This window comes from Acidovorax sp. SUPP2825, from assembly GCF_030158995.1.
Classification (GTDB): domain Bacteria; phylum Pseudomonadota; class Gammaproteobacteria; order Burkholderiales; family Burkholderiaceae_C; genus Paracidovorax.
Map to the genome: position 1 here is coordinate 71495 of NZ_BQXK01000017.1, position 15766 is coordinate 87260.

Below are 15766 nucleotides of genomic sequence, written 5' to 3' on the forward strand. Positions count from 1 at the left end.
CTTTGCCATGAACGCCAACGACGCCATCCTCTCCACCGCCGCAGCCCCGCTCGCCGACCCGCGCCACGACCCCACGCGCGTGATCCGCGCCCCGCGCGGCAGCCAGCTGAACTGCAAGAACTGGCTGGCCGAGGCCGCCTACCGCATGATCCAGAACAACCTGGATGCCGAGGTGGCCGAGCGCCCGCAGGATCTGGTGGTCTACGGGGGCATCGGCCGCGCCGCGCGCGACTGGGCCTGCTACGACCAGATCCTGTCGTCCCTCCAGGTGCTGGAGGCCGACGAGACCCTGCTCATCCAGTCCGGCAAGCCCGTGGGCGTCTTCAAGACGCACGAGAACGCACCGCGCGTGCTGCTGGCCAACTCCAACCTGGTGCCGAAGTGGGGCACCTGGGAACACTTCAACGAACTGGACCGCAAGGGCCTGTTCATGTACGGCCAGATGACGGCCGGCAGCTGGATCTACATCGGCAGCCAGGGCATCGTGCAGGGCACGTTCGAGACCTTCGTCGAAGCCGGCCGCCAGCACTACGACAACGACCTCTCCGGCAAGTGGATCCTCACGGCGGGATTGGGGGGCATGGGCGGCGCGCAGCCCCTGGCCGCCACGCTCGCGGGGGCGGTGTCGCTCAACATCGAGTGCCAGCAAAGCAGCATCGGCTTTCGCCTGCGCACGCGCTATGTGGACAAGCAGGCGCGCGACATCGACCATGCGCTGGAGTTGATCCGGCAGCACTGCGACGCGAAGGAGGCCGTCTCCATCGCACTGCTGGGCAACGCGGCCGAGGTGCTGCCCGAACTGGTACGCCGCGCGAAGGCGGGCGGATTGAAACCCGACCTGGTGACCGACCAGACCTCCGCCCACGACCTGATCCACGGCTACCTGCCCGCTGGCTGGACAGTGCCGCAATGGCAGGCCGCGATGAAGGACCCCGCACAGCATGCCGCCCTGACGAAGGCCGCCGCCCAGTCGTGCGCGGTGCACGTGCAGGCCATGCTGGACTTCCAGGCCATGGGCATTCCCACGGTGGACTACGGCAACAACATCCGCCAGGTGGCGTTCGACGAGGGGGTGAAGAACGCCTTCGACTTCCCCGGCTTCGTGCCCGCCTACATCCGCCCGCTGTTCTGCGAAGGCAAGGGCCCGTTCCGCTGGGTGGCGCTGTCGGGCGACCCGGAGGACATCTACAAGACCGATGCCAAGATCAAGGAGCTGTTCCCCGACAACCACCACACGCACCGCTGGCTGGACATGGCGCGCGAGCGCATCGCCTTCCAAGGCCTGCCCGCGCGCATCTGCTGGCTGGGCCTGGGCGAGCGCCACAAGGCGGCGCTGGCCTTCAACGAAATGGTCAGGAGCGGCGAACTCAAGGCGCCCATCGTCATCGGCCGCGACCACCTGGACACCGGCTCGGTGGCCAGCCCCAACCGCGAGACCGAGGCCATGAAGGACGGCACCGACGCGGTGAGCGACTGGCCGCTGCTGAACGCGCTGCTCAACACGGCGGGCGGCGCCACGTGGGTGAGCCTGCACCACGGCGGTGGCGTGGGCATGGGCTATTCGCAGCATGCCGGCGTGGTCATCGTGGCCGATGGCACCGATGAGGCGGCCGCGCGCCTGGGCCGCGTGCTGTGGAACGACCCGGCCTCGGGCGTGATGCGGCATGCCGACGCGGGCTACGACATCGCGGTGGCCACCGCACGCAGTCAGGGCCTGAACCTTCCCATGGTGCGCTGAGGCATCCGCAGGGCCGTCGGAAAACGGAATTTCGCCATTCCGCGAGAAAAAGGGGAACCCCATTCCCAATGGCCGGGAATGGGGGCGTGTGATCCCGGGCCGCTTCCTTCGATACTGAACGCATGACCCGAAGTGCATTGCCCAGCGCCGTTGCGACGTCCGACCGAGTGCTCCAGGTGCTGGCCGTGCTGGCCCAGCAGGGCAGGGCGATGGCCGCGACCGAGCTCATGGAGCACACCGGCATGGCGCGCAGCACGCTGTACCGCCAGCTCGCGCGCTTGAAGCGCTGGGGCTTCGTGCTGGAAAGCGATGGCGGCTATGCGCCGGGCCCTTTGAGCCTTCAGCTGGCCCTCGGCTTCGACCTGGCTTCGCACCTGGTGCGGCAGGCGCGCCCCGGCATGGTGGAACTGTCGCAGCAGTCGCAGGAAAGCGTCGGCCTGATCGTCGCGGTGAACGACCAGGCCATCTGCCTGGACATGGTGGAAAGCCACCATTCGCTGCGCTGCTCGTTCGAGAAGGGACGCAGCGTGCCGCTTCGCACGGGCGCCTCGGCCAAGTGCGTGCTGGCCCATCTGCCGCCCGCCGCGCGCGATGCGGTGCTCGACAGCCAATGGGGCACGGGCACGCCCGAGCGCGAGGCCGCCCGGCAGGCGCTGGAGGCGATCCGCAAGGCGGGCTTCGCCACCAGCGAGAGCGAAGTGGACCCCGGCGTCTGGGGCTGCAGCGTGCCGCTGTTCGGCGCGTCCCGCCAGGCCGCGGGCGCCATCACGCTGATGGCGCCGGTGATGCGGGCCCAGGGCCAGGAGGCCGCGCTGATCCGCATGGTGGTCGTGGCGGCCGCCCGCATCTCGCGCCAGCTCGTGCTGCACTGAACCCGTCCGCATCGTTTTCTTTTCCCCCAGGTTCCTTTCCCTTCCTCCCCCCCACCGGAAAATCCCATGAACATCCGACGCAATCTCCTCCTGGCCAGCCTGGCTGCCGTGTTCGCCCTGGGCGCCGGCGCCGCCCGCGCGCAAGACAACGTGCTGCGCGTGGCCACCGATGCCACCTTCCCGCCGATGGAGTTCGTCGAGAACGGCAAGCGCACCGGCTTCGACGTGGAGCTGGTGGAGGCCGTCGCCAAGAGCATGGGCAAGCAGGTCGAGTGGGTGGACATCGACTTCAAGGGCCTGATCCCCGGCCTGATCTCGCGGCGCTTCGACATGGCCGTCTCGGGCATCTACATCACCGACGAGCGCAAGAAGGTCGTCGATTTCACCGAGCCCTACTACGCCGGCGGCCTGGTCGCCATGGTCAAGGAAGGCAACACCACCATCCGCAAGCCGGCCGACCTGGACGGCAAGAAGATCTCGGTCCAGGTGGGCACCAAGTCGGTCGCCTTCCTCACGCAGAACTACCCCAAGGCGCAGCGCGTGGAGGTCGAGAAGAACCAGGAAATGTTCAACCTGGTGGACATCGGCCGCGCCGACGCCGCCGTCACCGGCAAGCCCGCGGCCTACCAGTACGTGCGCACCCGGCCCGGCCTGCGCGTGATCGAGGAGCAGCTCACCACCGAGGAATACGGCATGGCGCTGCGCAAGGACACGCCGGAGCTCACCCGCGCGGTGAACGCCGCCCTGGCCAAGCTCAAGGCCGACGGCACCTACGCCGCCATCGTGAAGAAGTGGTTCAGCGGCAGCGCCGCCACCACCGCGGCCACGCCGGCCGCCAAGTGAGCCGGCGGACCACCGCTGCCAACCGAATCGACAAGCACTGAACCCGAGCGATGGAACTCGACTTTTCCCCCGTGTGGGCCGGCTGGCCCCAACTGCTGGAGGGCGCGCTGGTGACCGTGGAGATCACGGCCGCCTCGCTGCTCCTGGGCTGCGTGATGGGGTTGCTGGTGGGCATCGGCCGCCTCGACCCCCGGCGCCGCATCGTGTATGGCCTGTGCACGGCCTATGTGGCGGCCATCCGCGGCACGCCGCTGCTGGTGCAGCTGTTCATCCTGTTCTTCGGGCTGCCGCAGTTCGGCATCCTGCTGCCGGCGTTCCTGTGCGGCGTGATCGGGCTGGGCATCTACTCGGGCGCTTACGTGTCCGAGATCGTGCGTGGTGCGATCCAGTCCATCGACCGGGGCCAGATGGAGGCCGCGCGCTCCATCGGCATGTCCTCGGGCGTGGCGATGCGCTGGGTGGTGCTGCCCCAGGCCGTGGTGCGCATGATTCCGCCGCTGGGCAACGAGTTCATCGCGCTCATCAAGAACTCGGCGCTGGTGTCGCTGCTCACCATCCACGACCTGATGCACGAGGGGCAGAAGATCATCAGCGTGTCGTACCGCTCGCTGGAGGTATACCTGGCCATCGCGGTCGTGTACTTCCTGCTCACCGGCGCGACCACGCTGGTGCTGCGCCACATCGAGTTGCGCCTGCGCGCCGGGGGGATGGTGCAATGACGCAGTCCCCATCGACCCAGGCATCCGCTGCGGATGCGGCGCCCATCGTGCGCATCCGCGGCCTGCGCAAGGCCTTCGGCGAGCACGTGGTGCTGAACGGCATCGACTTCGACGTGCAGCCGTCTCAGGTGGTGGTGGTGATCGGGCCCAGCGGCTCGGGCAAGAGCACCTTCCTGCGCTGCTGCAACGGGCTGGAGCAGCCCCAGGGCGGGCGCATCGACATCTGCGGGCGCACCCTGGTGGACGAGGGCCGCATGCTGCCCGAGCGCCAGCTCAATGCCCTGCGCGAAGAGGTGGGCATGGTCTTCCAGTCGTTCAACCTGTTCCCGCACCTGTCGGTGCTCGACAACGTCACCCTGGGCCCGCGCAAGCTGCGCGGCGCCTCGCGCGCCGATGCCGAGAACCAGGCGCGCGCCTTGCTGGACAAGGTGGGCCTGGGCCACAAGGCCGCGGCCATGCCGGCCAGCCTGTCGGGTGGGCAGAAGCAGCGCGTGGCGATCGCGCGCGCCCTGGCCATGCAGCCGCGCGTGATGCTGTTCGACGAACCCACGTCGGCCCTGGACCCGGAGCTGGTGGGCGAGGTGCTGCAGGTCATGAAGCTGCTGGCGCGCGAGGGCATGACCATGATGGTCGTCACGCACGAGATGGACTTCGCGCGCGAGGTCGGCGACACCGTGGTGGTGATGGACGGCGGCGGCATCATCGAATCGGGCCCGCCCGCCAGGATCTTCACCGAGCCCACGCAGGAGCGCACCCGCGCGTTCCTGCAGGCCGTGCTGTCGCGCGCCTGAGCGCCCCCACCGAGCCGCCGAGAGTGAGACCTTCGCCATGACGCTTTCCACCCCCCTGGTGCCACCGCCCGACCTGCAGCAACGGCTGCGCGAGCGCGTGACCGACGCCCTCGTGGCCGATTTCGCGCGCGACGGCGCGGTGTGCATCCGCCAGTTGCTCACGCCGGGCGAGGTGGCGCTGCTGCGCAGCGGCATCGACGCCAACCTGGCCGCACCTAGCCCGCGCGCCAAGGTGGCGAGCCGCCTGGACGATCCGGGCCGGTTCTTCGAGGATTTCTGCAACTGGCAGGACATTCCCGCCTTCGGCCGCTTCATCGCCGAGACGCCCGTGGCCTGGGCCGCCCAGCGGCTCATGCAATCGGCCAGCGTGCGGCTGTACCACGACCATGTGCTGGTCAAGGAGCCGGGCACGCGCCAGCGCACGCCCTGGCACCAGGACCAGCCCTACTACAACATCGACGGCACGCAGAACGTGAGCCTGTGGATTCCCGTGGACCCGGTGGCGCGCGAGGCCACGCTGGAGTTCGTGGCCGGCTCGCACCGGGGGCCGTGGCGCATGCCGCGCACCTTCATGGACCAGCAGGCGCGGTGGTTTCCCGAAGGCTCGCTGGCCGAGCTGCCCGACATCGAGGCCGACCGCGCGGCGTTTCCCATCCTGGGCTGGGAGATCGCGCCCGGCGACGTGGTGTGCTTTCACATGCTGGCCCTGCATGCCTCGGGCGGTGTGCCGGGGCCGCAGCGTCGCCGCGTGTTCTCGGTGCGCTTTCTGGGCGACGACACGCGCCATGCGCCGCGCGCCTGGAAGACCTCGCCCGACTTCCCGGGCCTGGCCGACACGCTGCCGGCCGGCGCACCCATGGCGCACCCGCTCTTTCCGCTGCTGGTGGGGGAGGCGGGATGACGGCGGCGCTGCAGCGGTTCGATCTGTCGGCCATCGCGCCCACCCCGTGGAAGAACGGCGGCGGCGACACGCGCGAGCTGGCCTGCTGGCCGCCGGGCGCCGGCATGGACGCCTTCGAGTGGCGCGTGAGCGTGGCCACCATCGCAGCGCCCGGGCCGTTCTCGGCCTTCCAGGGCGTGCAGCGCCAGATCATGCTGCTGGACGGGGCCGGCGTGCGCCTGCGCGCCGAGGACGAGGGCATCGACCATGCGCTGGACGAGCGCTGGCAGCCCGTGGCGTTCGCGGGCGACCAGGCCATCGACTGCATCCCGCTGGGCGGCGCCTCGACCGACTTCAACCTGATGCTGCGGCATGGCCGCTGGCAGGGCGCGGTGCAGGTGCTGCAGAACGCGTGCGTGCCGGGCAGCACGCCCGCCGGCCTGTGCATGGTGCTGTCGGGCCGGTGGCATCGGGGCGGCGAGGTCTTCGGGCCGGGGCAGGGCCTGTGGTGGGCCACCGCCGCGCCCGCCGGCGCCTGCGCCGCGCTCCAGCCGCAGGCCGGCGGGGCCGACGCGCCGGCCATCGCCTGGGTGGCGCTGGTGCCAGGGTTTCAGCCAAATCGGGCGCTGGCACAATAATCACTAGGGCATACTGCTATGCATTTAATAGCAAAAGGGGGAATCGCATGACCGTGCCGCACCAGGACTTCGCCCACGCCCCCAGCGCCGACGGGGTCTGGCACACCCTGCACCTGGCGCCCGGGCTGGCGGTGGCCGACGTGCCGGTGCCCGACGGTGTGCCGGCGGCGCTGGTGGTGGAGCAGGGCGTGGTGCGCTGGGTGGGCCCGGAGGCCGCGGTGCCCGCGGCCCATGCCGCCTTGCCGCGCCACGCCGCGCGCGGCGCGCTGGCCACGCCCGGGCTGGTGGATTGCCACACCCACCTCGTCTACGGCGGGCAACGCGCCAACGAGTTCGCCATGCGGCTGGCCGGCGCCTCGTACGAGGAAGTCGCCCGGGCCGGCGGCGGCATCGTCGCCTCGGTGCGGGCCACGCGCGAGGCCAGCGAAGACGAATTGTTCGACCTCGCCCTGCCGCGCCTGTCGGCCCTGCTCGACGAAGGCGTGTGCGCCATCGAAATCAAGTCCGGCTACGGCCTGGCGACCGCGCACGAGCGCAAGCAGCTGCGCGCGGCCCGCCGCCTGGGCGAGGCCACCGGCACCACGGTGCGCACCACGTTCCTGGGCGCCCATGCGCTGCCGCCCGAATACGCCGGCCGCAGCCAGGACTACATCGACCACGTGTGCCAGGAGATGCTGCCTGCGCTGGCCGCGGAAGGGCTGGTCGATGCGGTGGATGTGTTCTGCGAGCGAATCGCCTTCACGCTGGCCGAGACCGAGCAGGTCTTTCAGGCGGCGCAGCGGCTGGGCCTGCCGGTCAAGCTGCATGCCGAGCAGCTCTCCGACATGGGCGGTGCGGCGCTCGCCGCGCGCTATGGCGCCTTGTCGTGCGACCACATCGAGCACCTGTCCGCCGAGGGCATCGCCGCCATGCGGGCCGCCGGCACGGTGGCCGTGCTGCTGCCCGGCGCCTACTACACGCTGCGCGACACGCACCTGCCGCCCATCGCGCTGCTGCGCGAGGCCGGCGTGCCCATGGCCGTCTCCACCGATCACAACCCCGGCACCTCGCCCGCTTTGAGCCTGCTGCTCATGGCCAACATGGCGTGCACGCTGTTTCGGCTGACCGTGCCTGAGGCGCTGGCCGGCATCACCACCCATGCCGCGCGCGCGCTGGGGCTGCAGGATTCGCACGGACTGATTGCCGCGGGGCGGCCGGCGAACTTCGTGCTGTGGCCCTTCAAAGAGGCGGCGGAGCTGGCCTACTGGTTCGGGCACAAGCCGGCGCACACCATCGTGCGGCAGGGGCGCATCGCCCTGGCGGCGGCTTGATGCACCGGTGGCCCCAATCCTTTTTCTCTTTTCCCATCTGCCCCGAGGCCATTGACTGATGCGCACCACCGTTCCATCCCCGCCTGCCGAGTCCTCTGCGCCGCGGACGCCTCCCGCTGGCGCCCTGTTCGCGCAGGACGCCTTGCTGCCCGGCGGCTGGGCGCGCGACGTGCTGCTGCAGTGGGATGCCGCGGGCCGGCTCACCGCGGTGGCGCCGGGCAGCGCCGCCGGCACCGCGCCGCGTGCGCCGGGCCCGGTCCTTCCCGGCATGCCCAACCTGCATTCGCACGCCTTCCAGCGCGCCTTCGCCGGGCTGACCGAATACCGCGCGCCCCAGCCCGACGGCGGGCAGGACAGCTTCTGGAGCTGGCGCAACCTCATGTACCGCTTTGCCGCGCGCACCACGCCCGAGCACCTGGAGGCGATCGCCACCTGGCTCTATGTCGAGATGCTGGAGGCGGGCTACACCGCGGTGTGCGAGTTCCATTACGTGCACCACGACGCGGCAGGCCAGCCCTATGCCGACGATGCCGCCATGTCGCTCGCGCTGCTGCGCGCCGCCCAGGCCGCGGGCATCGGCATCACCTTGCTGCCGGTGCTCTACCAGACCAGCGGCTTCGGTGGCCGCGCGCCGCGCGAGGACCAGCGCCGCTTCATCCGCAGCACCGACAGCATGCTCGCGCTGCTGGAGCGCCTGGCGCCCGTGGTGGCCGCGCAGGGCGGCATCCTGGGCCTGGCCCCGCACTCGTTGCGCGCCGTGCCGCCCGACAGCCTGCGCATTGCGGTCGAAGGCCTCACGGCCCTGAACGCAACGGCGCCGGTGCACATCCACATCGCCGAACAGACGCAGGAGGTGGACGACTGCATCGCCTGGAGCGGCCAGCGCCCGGTGCAATGGCTGCTGGAGCATGCGCCGGTCGATGCGCGCTGGTGCCTGGTGCATGCCACCCACATGACGCCCGACGAATACGCGCGCGCCGCCCGCACCGGCGCGGTGGCCGGCCTGTGCCCCACCACCGAGGCCAACCTGGGCGATGGCCTGTTCGACCTGCCGCGCTGGCTGGCGGGCGGCGGCCGCTGGGGCGTGGGCTCCGACAGCCATGCCTGCGTGAACGCGGCGGAAGAGCTGATGCTGCTCGAATACGGCCAGCGCCTGTCCCTGCGCCAGCGCAACGTGCTGGCCAGCCGCGCCCACCCCGAGGTCGCCACCGCCATGGCGCTGCAGGCAGTGCAGGGCGGGGCGCAGGCCAGCGGCCGGTGCACGCCCGGCGCTCCGGCCGGCATCGCGGTGGGCGAGCGCGCCGATCTGGTGGCGCTCGATGCGCAGCACATCGCACTGCAGGGCCTGCCGCCCGACAGCATGCTGGGCGCGCACGTGTTCGGCAGCCATCGCACCTCGGCGCTGCACAGCCTCTGGACCGCCGGCACGCCGCGCGTCGTCGCGGGGCGCCACGCGCTGCACGACCATGCTGCCGCCGCCTTCGTGGCGGCCCGCACGGCCACCATCACCCGCGCCGGGCATTGACCGACCGGCCGGCCCTCGGCTTTCGAAGCCCCTAACGCAGACCTGATCGCATGACCGCCACCCATTCCCCGCCACCCTTCACCTTCCACCAGGGCACCGCGCCGCTGCTCGTGTCCATGCCCCACGTGGGCACGCACGTGCCCCCGGACATCGCCGCGCGCTTCACCGACGAGGCCCGCCAGGTGCCGGACACGGACTGGCACCTGGAGCGGCTCTACGGCTTTGCCCGCGACCTCGGCGCCTCGATCCTGGTGGCCACGCACTCGCGCTATGTGATCGACCTGAACCGGCCGCCGGACGGCGCCAGCCTGTACCCCGGCCAGAGCGTCACCGGCCTTTGCCCGGTGGACACCTTCGACGACACGCCGATCTACGCGAAGGCGGGCGATGCGCCGGACGACGCCGAGATCGCCGCGCGCCGCGATGCCATCTGGGCGCCGTACCACGCGCAACTGGCCGCCGAGCTGGAGCGCCTGCGCGCCGCCCATGGCGTGGCCATGCTGTGGGATGCGCATTCCATCCGCTCCGTGCTGCCGAGGTTCTTCGCGGGCAAGCTGCCGGACCTGAACCTGGGCACGGCCGAAGGGGCCAGCTGCGACCCGGCGCTGGCGCAGGCGCTGCTGCGCATCGGGCAGTCCGACCCGGCGTACACCGCGGTGCTCAACGGCCGGTTCAAGGGCGGCCACATCACGCGGCACTACGGCGATCCCGCGCGCAACGTGCACGCGGTGCAGCTGGAGATGACGCAGTGCAGCTACATGCAGGAAGCCTTGCCGTTCGACTACCTGCCCGAGGCGGCGGCCGGCGTGCAGCCCGTGCTGCACCGCATGCTGGAGGCGGTGCTGGAATTTGCCCGCACCCAGGTGCGGGCGTAAGGCCTGCCAGGAGCGGCCTTACGCGCCCGCCGCGTCAGGCCGCCGCGTCGATCCGAAGCTGCACGGAATCGTCCAGATAGATGGGCGTGACCTTGAAGCCGTTGACCGTGATGCTGCCGAACGTCCCGCGCACCGGGGCGCCACGCACCAGCGTGAGGGTCGATCCGACCGTTGGCGTGAAGCCCGAGCGGAAGGCGATGCGCAGCGTACCCGCCAGCGTGACCGGGCCGGCGGCCTGCAACTGGCCGGCGCCGTTGGCGCCCACGCGCAGTTCCAGCGTGCTGCTGCTGCCCAGGGTGAAGGCACCGCCGATGGCCAGTTCCGCCGACGTGTTGCCGATCAGCGTGCCGCCGCTCAGGTACACGTCGCCTTGTCCCAGCGCATTGCTGCTGTCGGCCCGCACGGCACCTGCGGACACTTCCGTGCCCCCGGTGTAGCGGTTCGCGCCTGCCAGCACGAGCGTGCCGCTGCCGCGCTTGGTGAGCTTGCCGGCGCCCGCGATGGGGTTGCGCCAGGCGTCCAGCGCGTTGAAGCCGCCCTGCGCCGCGTCCATGGTCACCGCCACGTCGCCGTTGAAGGCGCCGTAGCCGTCGCCGGCCGCGAACAGGTTCAGGCGACCCCAGCCTTCGGCGTCGTCCAGCACCGGGTAGCCCGAGGCGATCGCGGTGGTCTTGAGCACCACGCGGCGCTGGCCCGCATCCAGGTAGGGGAAGCGCGTTTCCAGCAGCACCTCGGCGCTCTTGGGCACGACGGCCGGACGCGTGGTGTCGCCGATGGGAGCGAAGCCGAACGTCATCCGGCGCAGGTACTCGGCCTGGTTGGTGGCGCGGTCGGCGAAACGGTCGGCGGTGGTGGCCTGCGAATGGGCGATCTGCAGGAATTCCTCCGACGTGCGCGCCCCGACGGCCGCCATCAGCGTGCTGCGGGCCTGGGCCACGGCAGCAGCCTTGCGCGGCGCGTTCACGCCGGTGGCGATGCTGGCGGCGGCCACGGCCTGCCCGTGCACGCGGCCGCTGATCACATCCAGGGGCGAGTGCATGCCGGCCAGGATGCGGCTTTCGCCCATCTCCAGCCCGCGTGCCAGCATTTCTTGGAACCGCTCCGGCACCAGATAGGCCATGGCGATGGCATCGCGCACGCCCTCGGCGGTGTGGCCGCTGGTGAAGCCGCCGTCGGTGGCCGGGGTGGTGCTCTTGGCGGGCACCAGGGCCGGCACGATCTGCACGTTGGCGCTCCAGCGCCAGGGGCGTGCGTACTTGTAGAAGCGCTTGGCAGGCTCGGTCGAGCCGTTGTCGCCGATGCCGCCGATGAAGTCCACCACCGCGCCGAAGCCCGCGTTGGCGCTGCCGCCCACGCCGGCGTTGTTGCCGGTGTCGTTGTAGAGCACCGTGGTCGCGTCCGCGGGAATGCCCGAAATGCTGGTCTTTTGCTGCGCCGCGGTGCGCCATGCGTTGGCCAGCGGGCCCAGGCCATCGGTCACGCTGTAGGCCTTGCCGCGCCGGTCGTCTTCGTAGGCCAGGAGTTCCTGGGCCGCGGTGCGGCGCGCCGTGGCGTCCACCACGTACTGGATGTTGCGGGTGTGCACTTGCGCGTTCAGCACCGTGCCATCGGTCGCGTCACCGGGAATGCCGGTCCAGGCCGCCGGCTTGATCGCAGGGAAGGCGCCGTTGGCATCGGCCGTCACGCCGGCATCCACCAGCAGCGTGCTGGGCTTCCAGATGTCGAGAAAGCCCGACAGCACCCGCACGCCGGCGTTGGTGGCCAGCGTGGCGTAGCGGGCATCGCCGCGCTGGTTGGTGAAGGCGAAGTCCACGAACGGCGGCGTGGTCGATTCGTTGGGCACCGGTGCGGAATCGGCAAATCCCAGTCCGCGCGGCGCATCGGGTGGTGCGGCATCGGAGCCCCCGCCGCCACAGGCGGAGAGCGCGAATGCGGCGGCGAGCGCCAGGATCAGGGTGCGTCGGGGCAGGGGCAGCGTCATGGGGAGCAGGCAGGTTGGAAAGGCGGGGGCGAAACGGGTGCGCGCAGGCCGCTCGCGGCCTGCTGCGGCTGCACTCTAGGGTCGCGCTGTGACAGCGCCGTGACGCCGCACGCCAATCATTTCCCCGCTGGAGCCCGCGGCGGGGTAGCATGCGCCATGGACATCGCCCCCACCCTCGCGCCTGCGGTCGCGGAAAAGCCCGCAGCCCTGCCTGGATGGGGAGAGTTCTTTCACATGCCGCTGTTTCGGCCCGGCACCTCGGTGCGCATGGGCGACCAGTGGGAAACCGTGAGCCATGTGGCCCTGCGCCGCCAGGAACTGGCCATCTACCTCGTGGGCCACGAGGCGTCTGTCTCCCCCAGCCGACTCTTCCTGGCACCCAGCGCGTTCACCACCGTGCGCAAGCGCTGAAGCCTCCCGGCATCCCGCTTCATGCAGGAGCCGGGCAGGCCGACTCAGGCCTGGGTCATCCAATCGCTCAGCCGGCCGGCCGCTCGGCCATCGCCTCGCCCAGCCGCACGGGCCGGGCAGGGGCCCACTGCTCCGAAAACCGCACCGCGCCGCGCTGAAACAGAAGCACCACGGTGGAGCCCAGCAGGAAGCGGCCCATTTCCTCGCCCTGGCGCAGCACGATCTGCCGGTCGGCATAGTCCCAGTGGCGCAGCTCGCCGCTGCGAGGCGGGTTGACCTGACCGTGCCACACCGTGGCCATGCTGCCCACGATGGTCGCGCCCACCAGCACGAGCACCATCTTTCCCAAAGGCGTGTCGAACACGCACACCACGCGCTCGTTGCGCGCGAACAGGCCGGGCACGCCCCGCGCCGTGACCGGGTTCACCGAAAAAAGGTCGCCCGGTACATGCACCATGCGCCGCAAGGTGCCATCGCAGGGCATGTGGATGCGGTGGTAGTCGCGGGGGCTCAGGTAGATCGTCGCGAAGCTGCCGTTGTCGAACTGCGCGGCCAGCGTCGCATCGCCGCCCACCAGGGCCGTGGTCGAGTAGCGGTGGCCCTTGGCCTGGAAGATCTGGTCCTGGTCAATGGGCCCGAATTGGCTGACCGCCCCATCCACCGGGCAGACCGCAGCCGCCGCGGCGAGCGGGCGCACACCGGGGCGCAGGGCGCGGGTGAAGAAGTCGTTGAACGTGGCGTATGCGGCCGGGCGGGGCTCGACCGCCTCGCTCATGTCCACCCGATAACGGGCGATGAAACGCTCGATCGCGGCAGTGGTGCGGGGGCCGCCCTGCGCCCGTGCAAGCCGCCCCGCCAGCGCCGTCAGAGCTTGTTTGGGAAGTAGATATTGAGGCAGTACGGCAAGGCGGTCTGACAAGGTGGACTTCCTGAGCGGTTGGGGTGCGAGGCATTCTACCGAGGGCGCCTGCGGGGCCCGGCCGTGCGCCTTGACGCTGCATGTGCAGGCCATCTGGCGCCAGATGCCGGAACGAAGTCAGCCGGGGCCGCTGCGTCAAATCGATGCCATTCACCACTGGGCGCAACCGGCGCGGTGCATGGGCCGGCGCGCGGCGCAGTGGTGTATCGGCACTATTCCACACGATTCCTTACTACGTTACAATGGTGCGGTTTTGCGCAGCGCCTCGCTGCCGCTGCTGTGTGTGGAAGCCGCCCCGCCGGCCTTTTCCGACCGATGCGCCATGGGGCGCAGTGACCACCCCCGCTTGCTGTGCACCGCGCCTGGATCTCTTGCGAGATGGGCCGACATTCCGGTTGCAGTTTCGCGCAGGCCCCGATACCTCCTATTACTGTTTGAAGATTGACTTGAAATCATGGCCAAAGAAGAACTGATTGAAATGCAGGGCTCCGTGACGGAAGTCCTGCCCGATTCCCGCTTTCGCGTCACGCTGGACAACGGCCATCAACTGATCGCCTACACCGGCGGCAAGATGCGCAAGCACCACATCCGCATTCTTGCCGGCGACAAGGTCTCGCTGGAAATGTCCCCCTACGACCTGTCCAAGGGCCGCATCACCTTCCGCCACCTCCCAGGCCGTGGCCCGGGCCCCTCGTCGCGGTGAGTTTGAAAAAAACTGGCAAATTTCCTTGAATCTTCCAAATATGGCTGTGATGCAGGGTTAGAATACTAGTTGTCGGAGCGTAGCGCAGCCTGGTAGCGCATCTGCTTTGGGAGCAGAGGGTCGCGAGTTCGAATCCCGCCGCTCCGACCATTGATTCAAGGGGTTAGGTCATTTGACCTGACCCCTTTTGTCTTTTTGGATTTGTCTTCTCCGGTATTTCCTTCGCTGCTGTTTTCCGCGTCCATGGCAGGCGCAGGAGATCAACCCCGGCTTCGCAGCAGCCTCAATATCCACTCGCGTTGATGCGCCAGCCGTTCCGCGTCTTCCTCTTCCATGAGGAAGGGTAAATCCGGCACGTTGGCTTCGGGAATCGCATGCTCAAACACCATGCGCAGTGCGGCAGGTTCCTGGTGCAATATCACCAAGGCCTGGGCCAGCATATTCAGCGGTTGCACCTGGGTCGTGACGTTGGCGAGTGCGCTTTTGAGCGTTCTGATTTCCTCGCGCAGCAGTTCTATTTCTGCTTGTGGATGATTGTCCATAATGCCTCCTCGGTCCCATGCTAGAACGGGGGCATACGGCCAACAAGCTGAAATTGCATCCAGCACCGCGGTAGGCCCATCCTGAGGCTCAGCCATGGCAGCGCCTGGACCGATCACTCCACCATTTCACATTCTTCCAAAGCACATGGCAACGTCCCGTCCGTTTTCCCCCTTTGGCTCTTCTCCGCGCACTGGCGGGGCGCGCATGGAGGGCGTGGACGCCTTGCGGGGCGTGGCCATGGTGTGGATGACGGTCTTTCATTTCTGTTTCGACCTCAGCCACTTCGGGTACTGGCCGCAGAATTTCCGTGCCGATCCTTTCTGGACGACCCAGCGGACAGCCATCGTGGCGCTCTTTCTCTTCTGCGCGGGGCTGGGGCAGGCACTGGCCTGGCAGCAGGGCCTCGGATGGGCCCGCTTCTTCAAGCGATGGCTGCAGATCGTGGGATGCGCCTTGCTGGTCACCGCAGGGTCGTCCCTGATGTTTCCGCAGAGCTTCATCCATTTCGGCGTTCTGCACGGGATGGCTGCCATGCTCCTCGTCGCGCGATGCACGGCGGGGTGGGGTGCCTGGCTCTGGCCTGCCGGCGCAATGGCCGTGGCGCTTCCCACTGTGGCGGGATGGGCGCTGACGGAGGGGCCGCTGGCGGCCTGGGCGCCCACGTTCAACGGCTATGCGCTCAACTGGCTGGGACTGGTGTCGCGCAAGCCTTTCACCGAAGACTATGTGCCGGTGCTGCCCTGGCTGGGCGTGATGTGGTGGGGCCTGGCGAGCGGGCAATGGGTACTGCGACGGCGCCCGCAATGGATGAAGGTGGCGCTGCCCCGGGCGCTGTCACCGCTGGCGGTATTGGGCCGCTGGAGCCTGAGCTATTACATGCTGCACCAGCCGGTCATGATCGGTCTGCTGATGGCGGCATCCTGGATGCTGGGCCGTTTTTAGGAAAAGGCAAAAGGCCCGTCCCCAAAGCAGAACGCGGCCCGTGGGGCCGCGTTGAGACTCGAAGCCTGGTGGAACG

At 69.5% G+C, this 15766-nt stretch carries 16 protein-coding genes and 1 tRNA gene; 14 read left to right on the top strand and 3 right to left on the bottom strand.

Features of this window, described 5'->3' with window-relative positions:
• Positions 1 to 7 precede the first annotated feature (7 nt).
• The 10 genes from hutU (at position 8) to hutG (ending at position 10191) form a co-directional block, all read left to right on the top strand.
• On the top strand, positions 8 to 1738 hold the full coding sequence (hutU, locus tag AVAK2825_RS19190) for a urocanate hydratase (RefSeq protein ID WP_284401835.1): 1731 nt from the start codon (positions 8 to 10) through the stop codon (positions 1736 to 1738).
• A 122-nt stretch (positions 1739 to 1860) separates the two neighbouring features.
• A complete protein-coding gene (locus tag AVAK2825_RS19195; RefSeq protein ID WP_284401837.1) occupies positions 1861 to 2610 on the top strand; it encodes an IclR family transcriptional regulator in 750 nt (249 codons plus the stop codon).
• A 66-nt stretch (positions 2611 to 2676) separates the two neighbouring features.
• The gene (locus AVAK2825_RS19200; protein ID WP_284401839.1) at positions 2677 to 3453 is read left to right on the top strand and encodes a glutamine ABC transporter substrate-binding protein; all 777 of its coding nucleotides are present in this window, start codon (positions 2677 to 2679) and stop codon (positions 3451 to 3453) included.
• A 50-nt stretch (positions 3454 to 3503) separates the two neighbouring features.
• Complete coding sequence (locus tag AVAK2825_RS19205; RefSeq protein ID WP_284401841.1) at positions 3504 to 4172, top strand: amino acid ABC transporter permease; 669 nt, start codon at positions 3504 to 3506, stop codon at positions 4170 to 4172.
• The gene (locus AVAK2825_RS19210; protein WP_284401843.1) at positions 4169 to 4963 is read left to right on the top strand and encodes an amino acid ABC transporter ATP-binding protein; all 795 of its coding nucleotides are present in this window, start codon (positions 4169 to 4171) and stop codon (positions 4961 to 4963) included. Before AVAK2825_RS19205 ends, AVAK2825_RS19210 begins: the two co-directional genes overlap by 4 nt.
• 37 nt (positions 4964 to 5000) lie before the next feature.
• A complete protein-coding gene (locus AVAK2825_RS19215) occupies positions 5001 to 5864 on the top strand; it encodes a phytanoyl-CoA dioxygenase family protein (protein ID WP_284401845.1) in 864 nt (287 codons plus the stop codon).
• Positions 5861 to 6481: a HutD/Ves family protein gene (locus AVAK2825_RS19220; RefSeq protein ID WP_284401848.1), complete on the top strand. Its 621-nt coding sequence runs from the start codon at positions 5861 to 5863 to the stop codon at positions 6479 to 6481. Before AVAK2825_RS19215 ends, AVAK2825_RS19220 begins: the two co-directional genes overlap by 4 nt.
• A 47-nt stretch (positions 6482 to 6528) precedes the next feature.
• A complete protein-coding gene (hutI, locus tag AVAK2825_RS19225) occupies positions 6529 to 7791 on the top strand; it encodes an imidazolonepropionase (protein ID WP_284401850.1) in 1263 nt (420 codons plus the stop codon).
• 58 nt (positions 7792 to 7849) lie between these two features.
• On the top strand, positions 7850 to 9316 hold the full coding sequence (locus AVAK2825_RS19230) for a formimidoylglutamate deiminase (protein WP_284401853.1): 1467 nt from the start codon (positions 7850 to 7852) through the stop codon (positions 9314 to 9316).
• Between the two features lie 50 nt (positions 9317 to 9366).
• On the top strand, positions 9367 to 10191 hold the full coding sequence (gene hutG, locus AVAK2825_RS19235) for an N-formylglutamate deformylase (protein ID WP_284401857.1): 825 nt from the start codon (positions 9367 to 9369) through the stop codon (positions 10189 to 10191).
• A gap of 34 nt (positions 10192 to 10225) precedes the next feature.
• Here the strand turns inward: hutG and AVAK2825_RS19240 are convergent, their stop codons facing one another.
• A complete protein-coding gene (locus tag AVAK2825_RS19240) occupies positions 10226 to 12172 on the bottom strand; it encodes a phosphatase PAP2 family protein (protein ID WP_284401860.1) in 1947 nt (648 codons plus the stop codon).
• Positions 12173 to 12328: 156 nt separating this feature from the next.
• On the opposite strand from AVAK2825_RS19240, the gene AVAK2825_RS19245 reads away from it, so the two are divergent.
• Positions 12329 to 12583, top strand: coding sequence for a hypothetical protein (locus tag AVAK2825_RS19245; RefSeq protein WP_284401863.1), 255 nt, complete (start codon positions 12329 to 12331; stop codon positions 12581 to 12583).
• Between the two features lie 67 nt (positions 12584 to 12650).
• Here AVAK2825_RS19245 and asd read toward each other — a convergent pair whose 3' ends face one another.
• Positions 12651 to 13502 (bottom strand): archaetidylserine decarboxylase, encoded by an 852-nt coding sequence (asd, locus tag AVAK2825_RS19250; protein ID WP_284401865.1) that lies wholly within the window; start codon positions 13500 to 13502, stop codon positions 12651 to 12653.
• A 454-nt stretch (positions 13503 to 13956) separates the two neighbouring features.
• On the opposite strand from asd, the gene infA reads away from it, so the two are divergent.
• Together infA and AVAK2825_RS19260 are read left to right on the top strand one after the other, a co-directional pair.
• Entirely contained in the window at positions 13957 to 14205 is a 249-nt protein-coding gene (gene infA, locus AVAK2825_RS19255) for a translation initiation factor IF-1 (protein ID WP_092739728.1), read from the top strand.
• A gap of 73 nt (positions 14206 to 14278) precedes the next feature.
• Positions 14279 to 14355, top strand: a tRNA-Pro gene (locus tag AVAK2825_RS19260).
• A 110-nt stretch (positions 14356 to 14465) separates the two neighbouring features.
• Here the strand turns inward: AVAK2825_RS19260 and AVAK2825_RS19265 are convergent.
• Positions 14466 to 14747 (bottom strand): hypothetical protein, encoded by a 282-nt coding sequence (locus AVAK2825_RS19265; protein ID WP_284401871.1) that lies wholly within the window; start codon positions 14745 to 14747, stop codon positions 14466 to 14468.
• A gap of 145 nt (positions 14748 to 14892) precedes the next feature.
• Here AVAK2825_RS19265 and AVAK2825_RS19270 point away from each other — a divergent pair, with 145 nt between their 5' ends.
• Positions 14893 to 15690: a heparan-alpha-glucosaminide N-acetyltransferase gene (locus tag AVAK2825_RS19270; RefSeq protein WP_284401873.1), complete on the top strand. Its 798-nt coding sequence runs from the start codon at positions 14893 to 14895 to the stop codon at positions 15688 to 15690.
• Positions 15691 to 15766 lie beyond the last annotated feature (76 nt).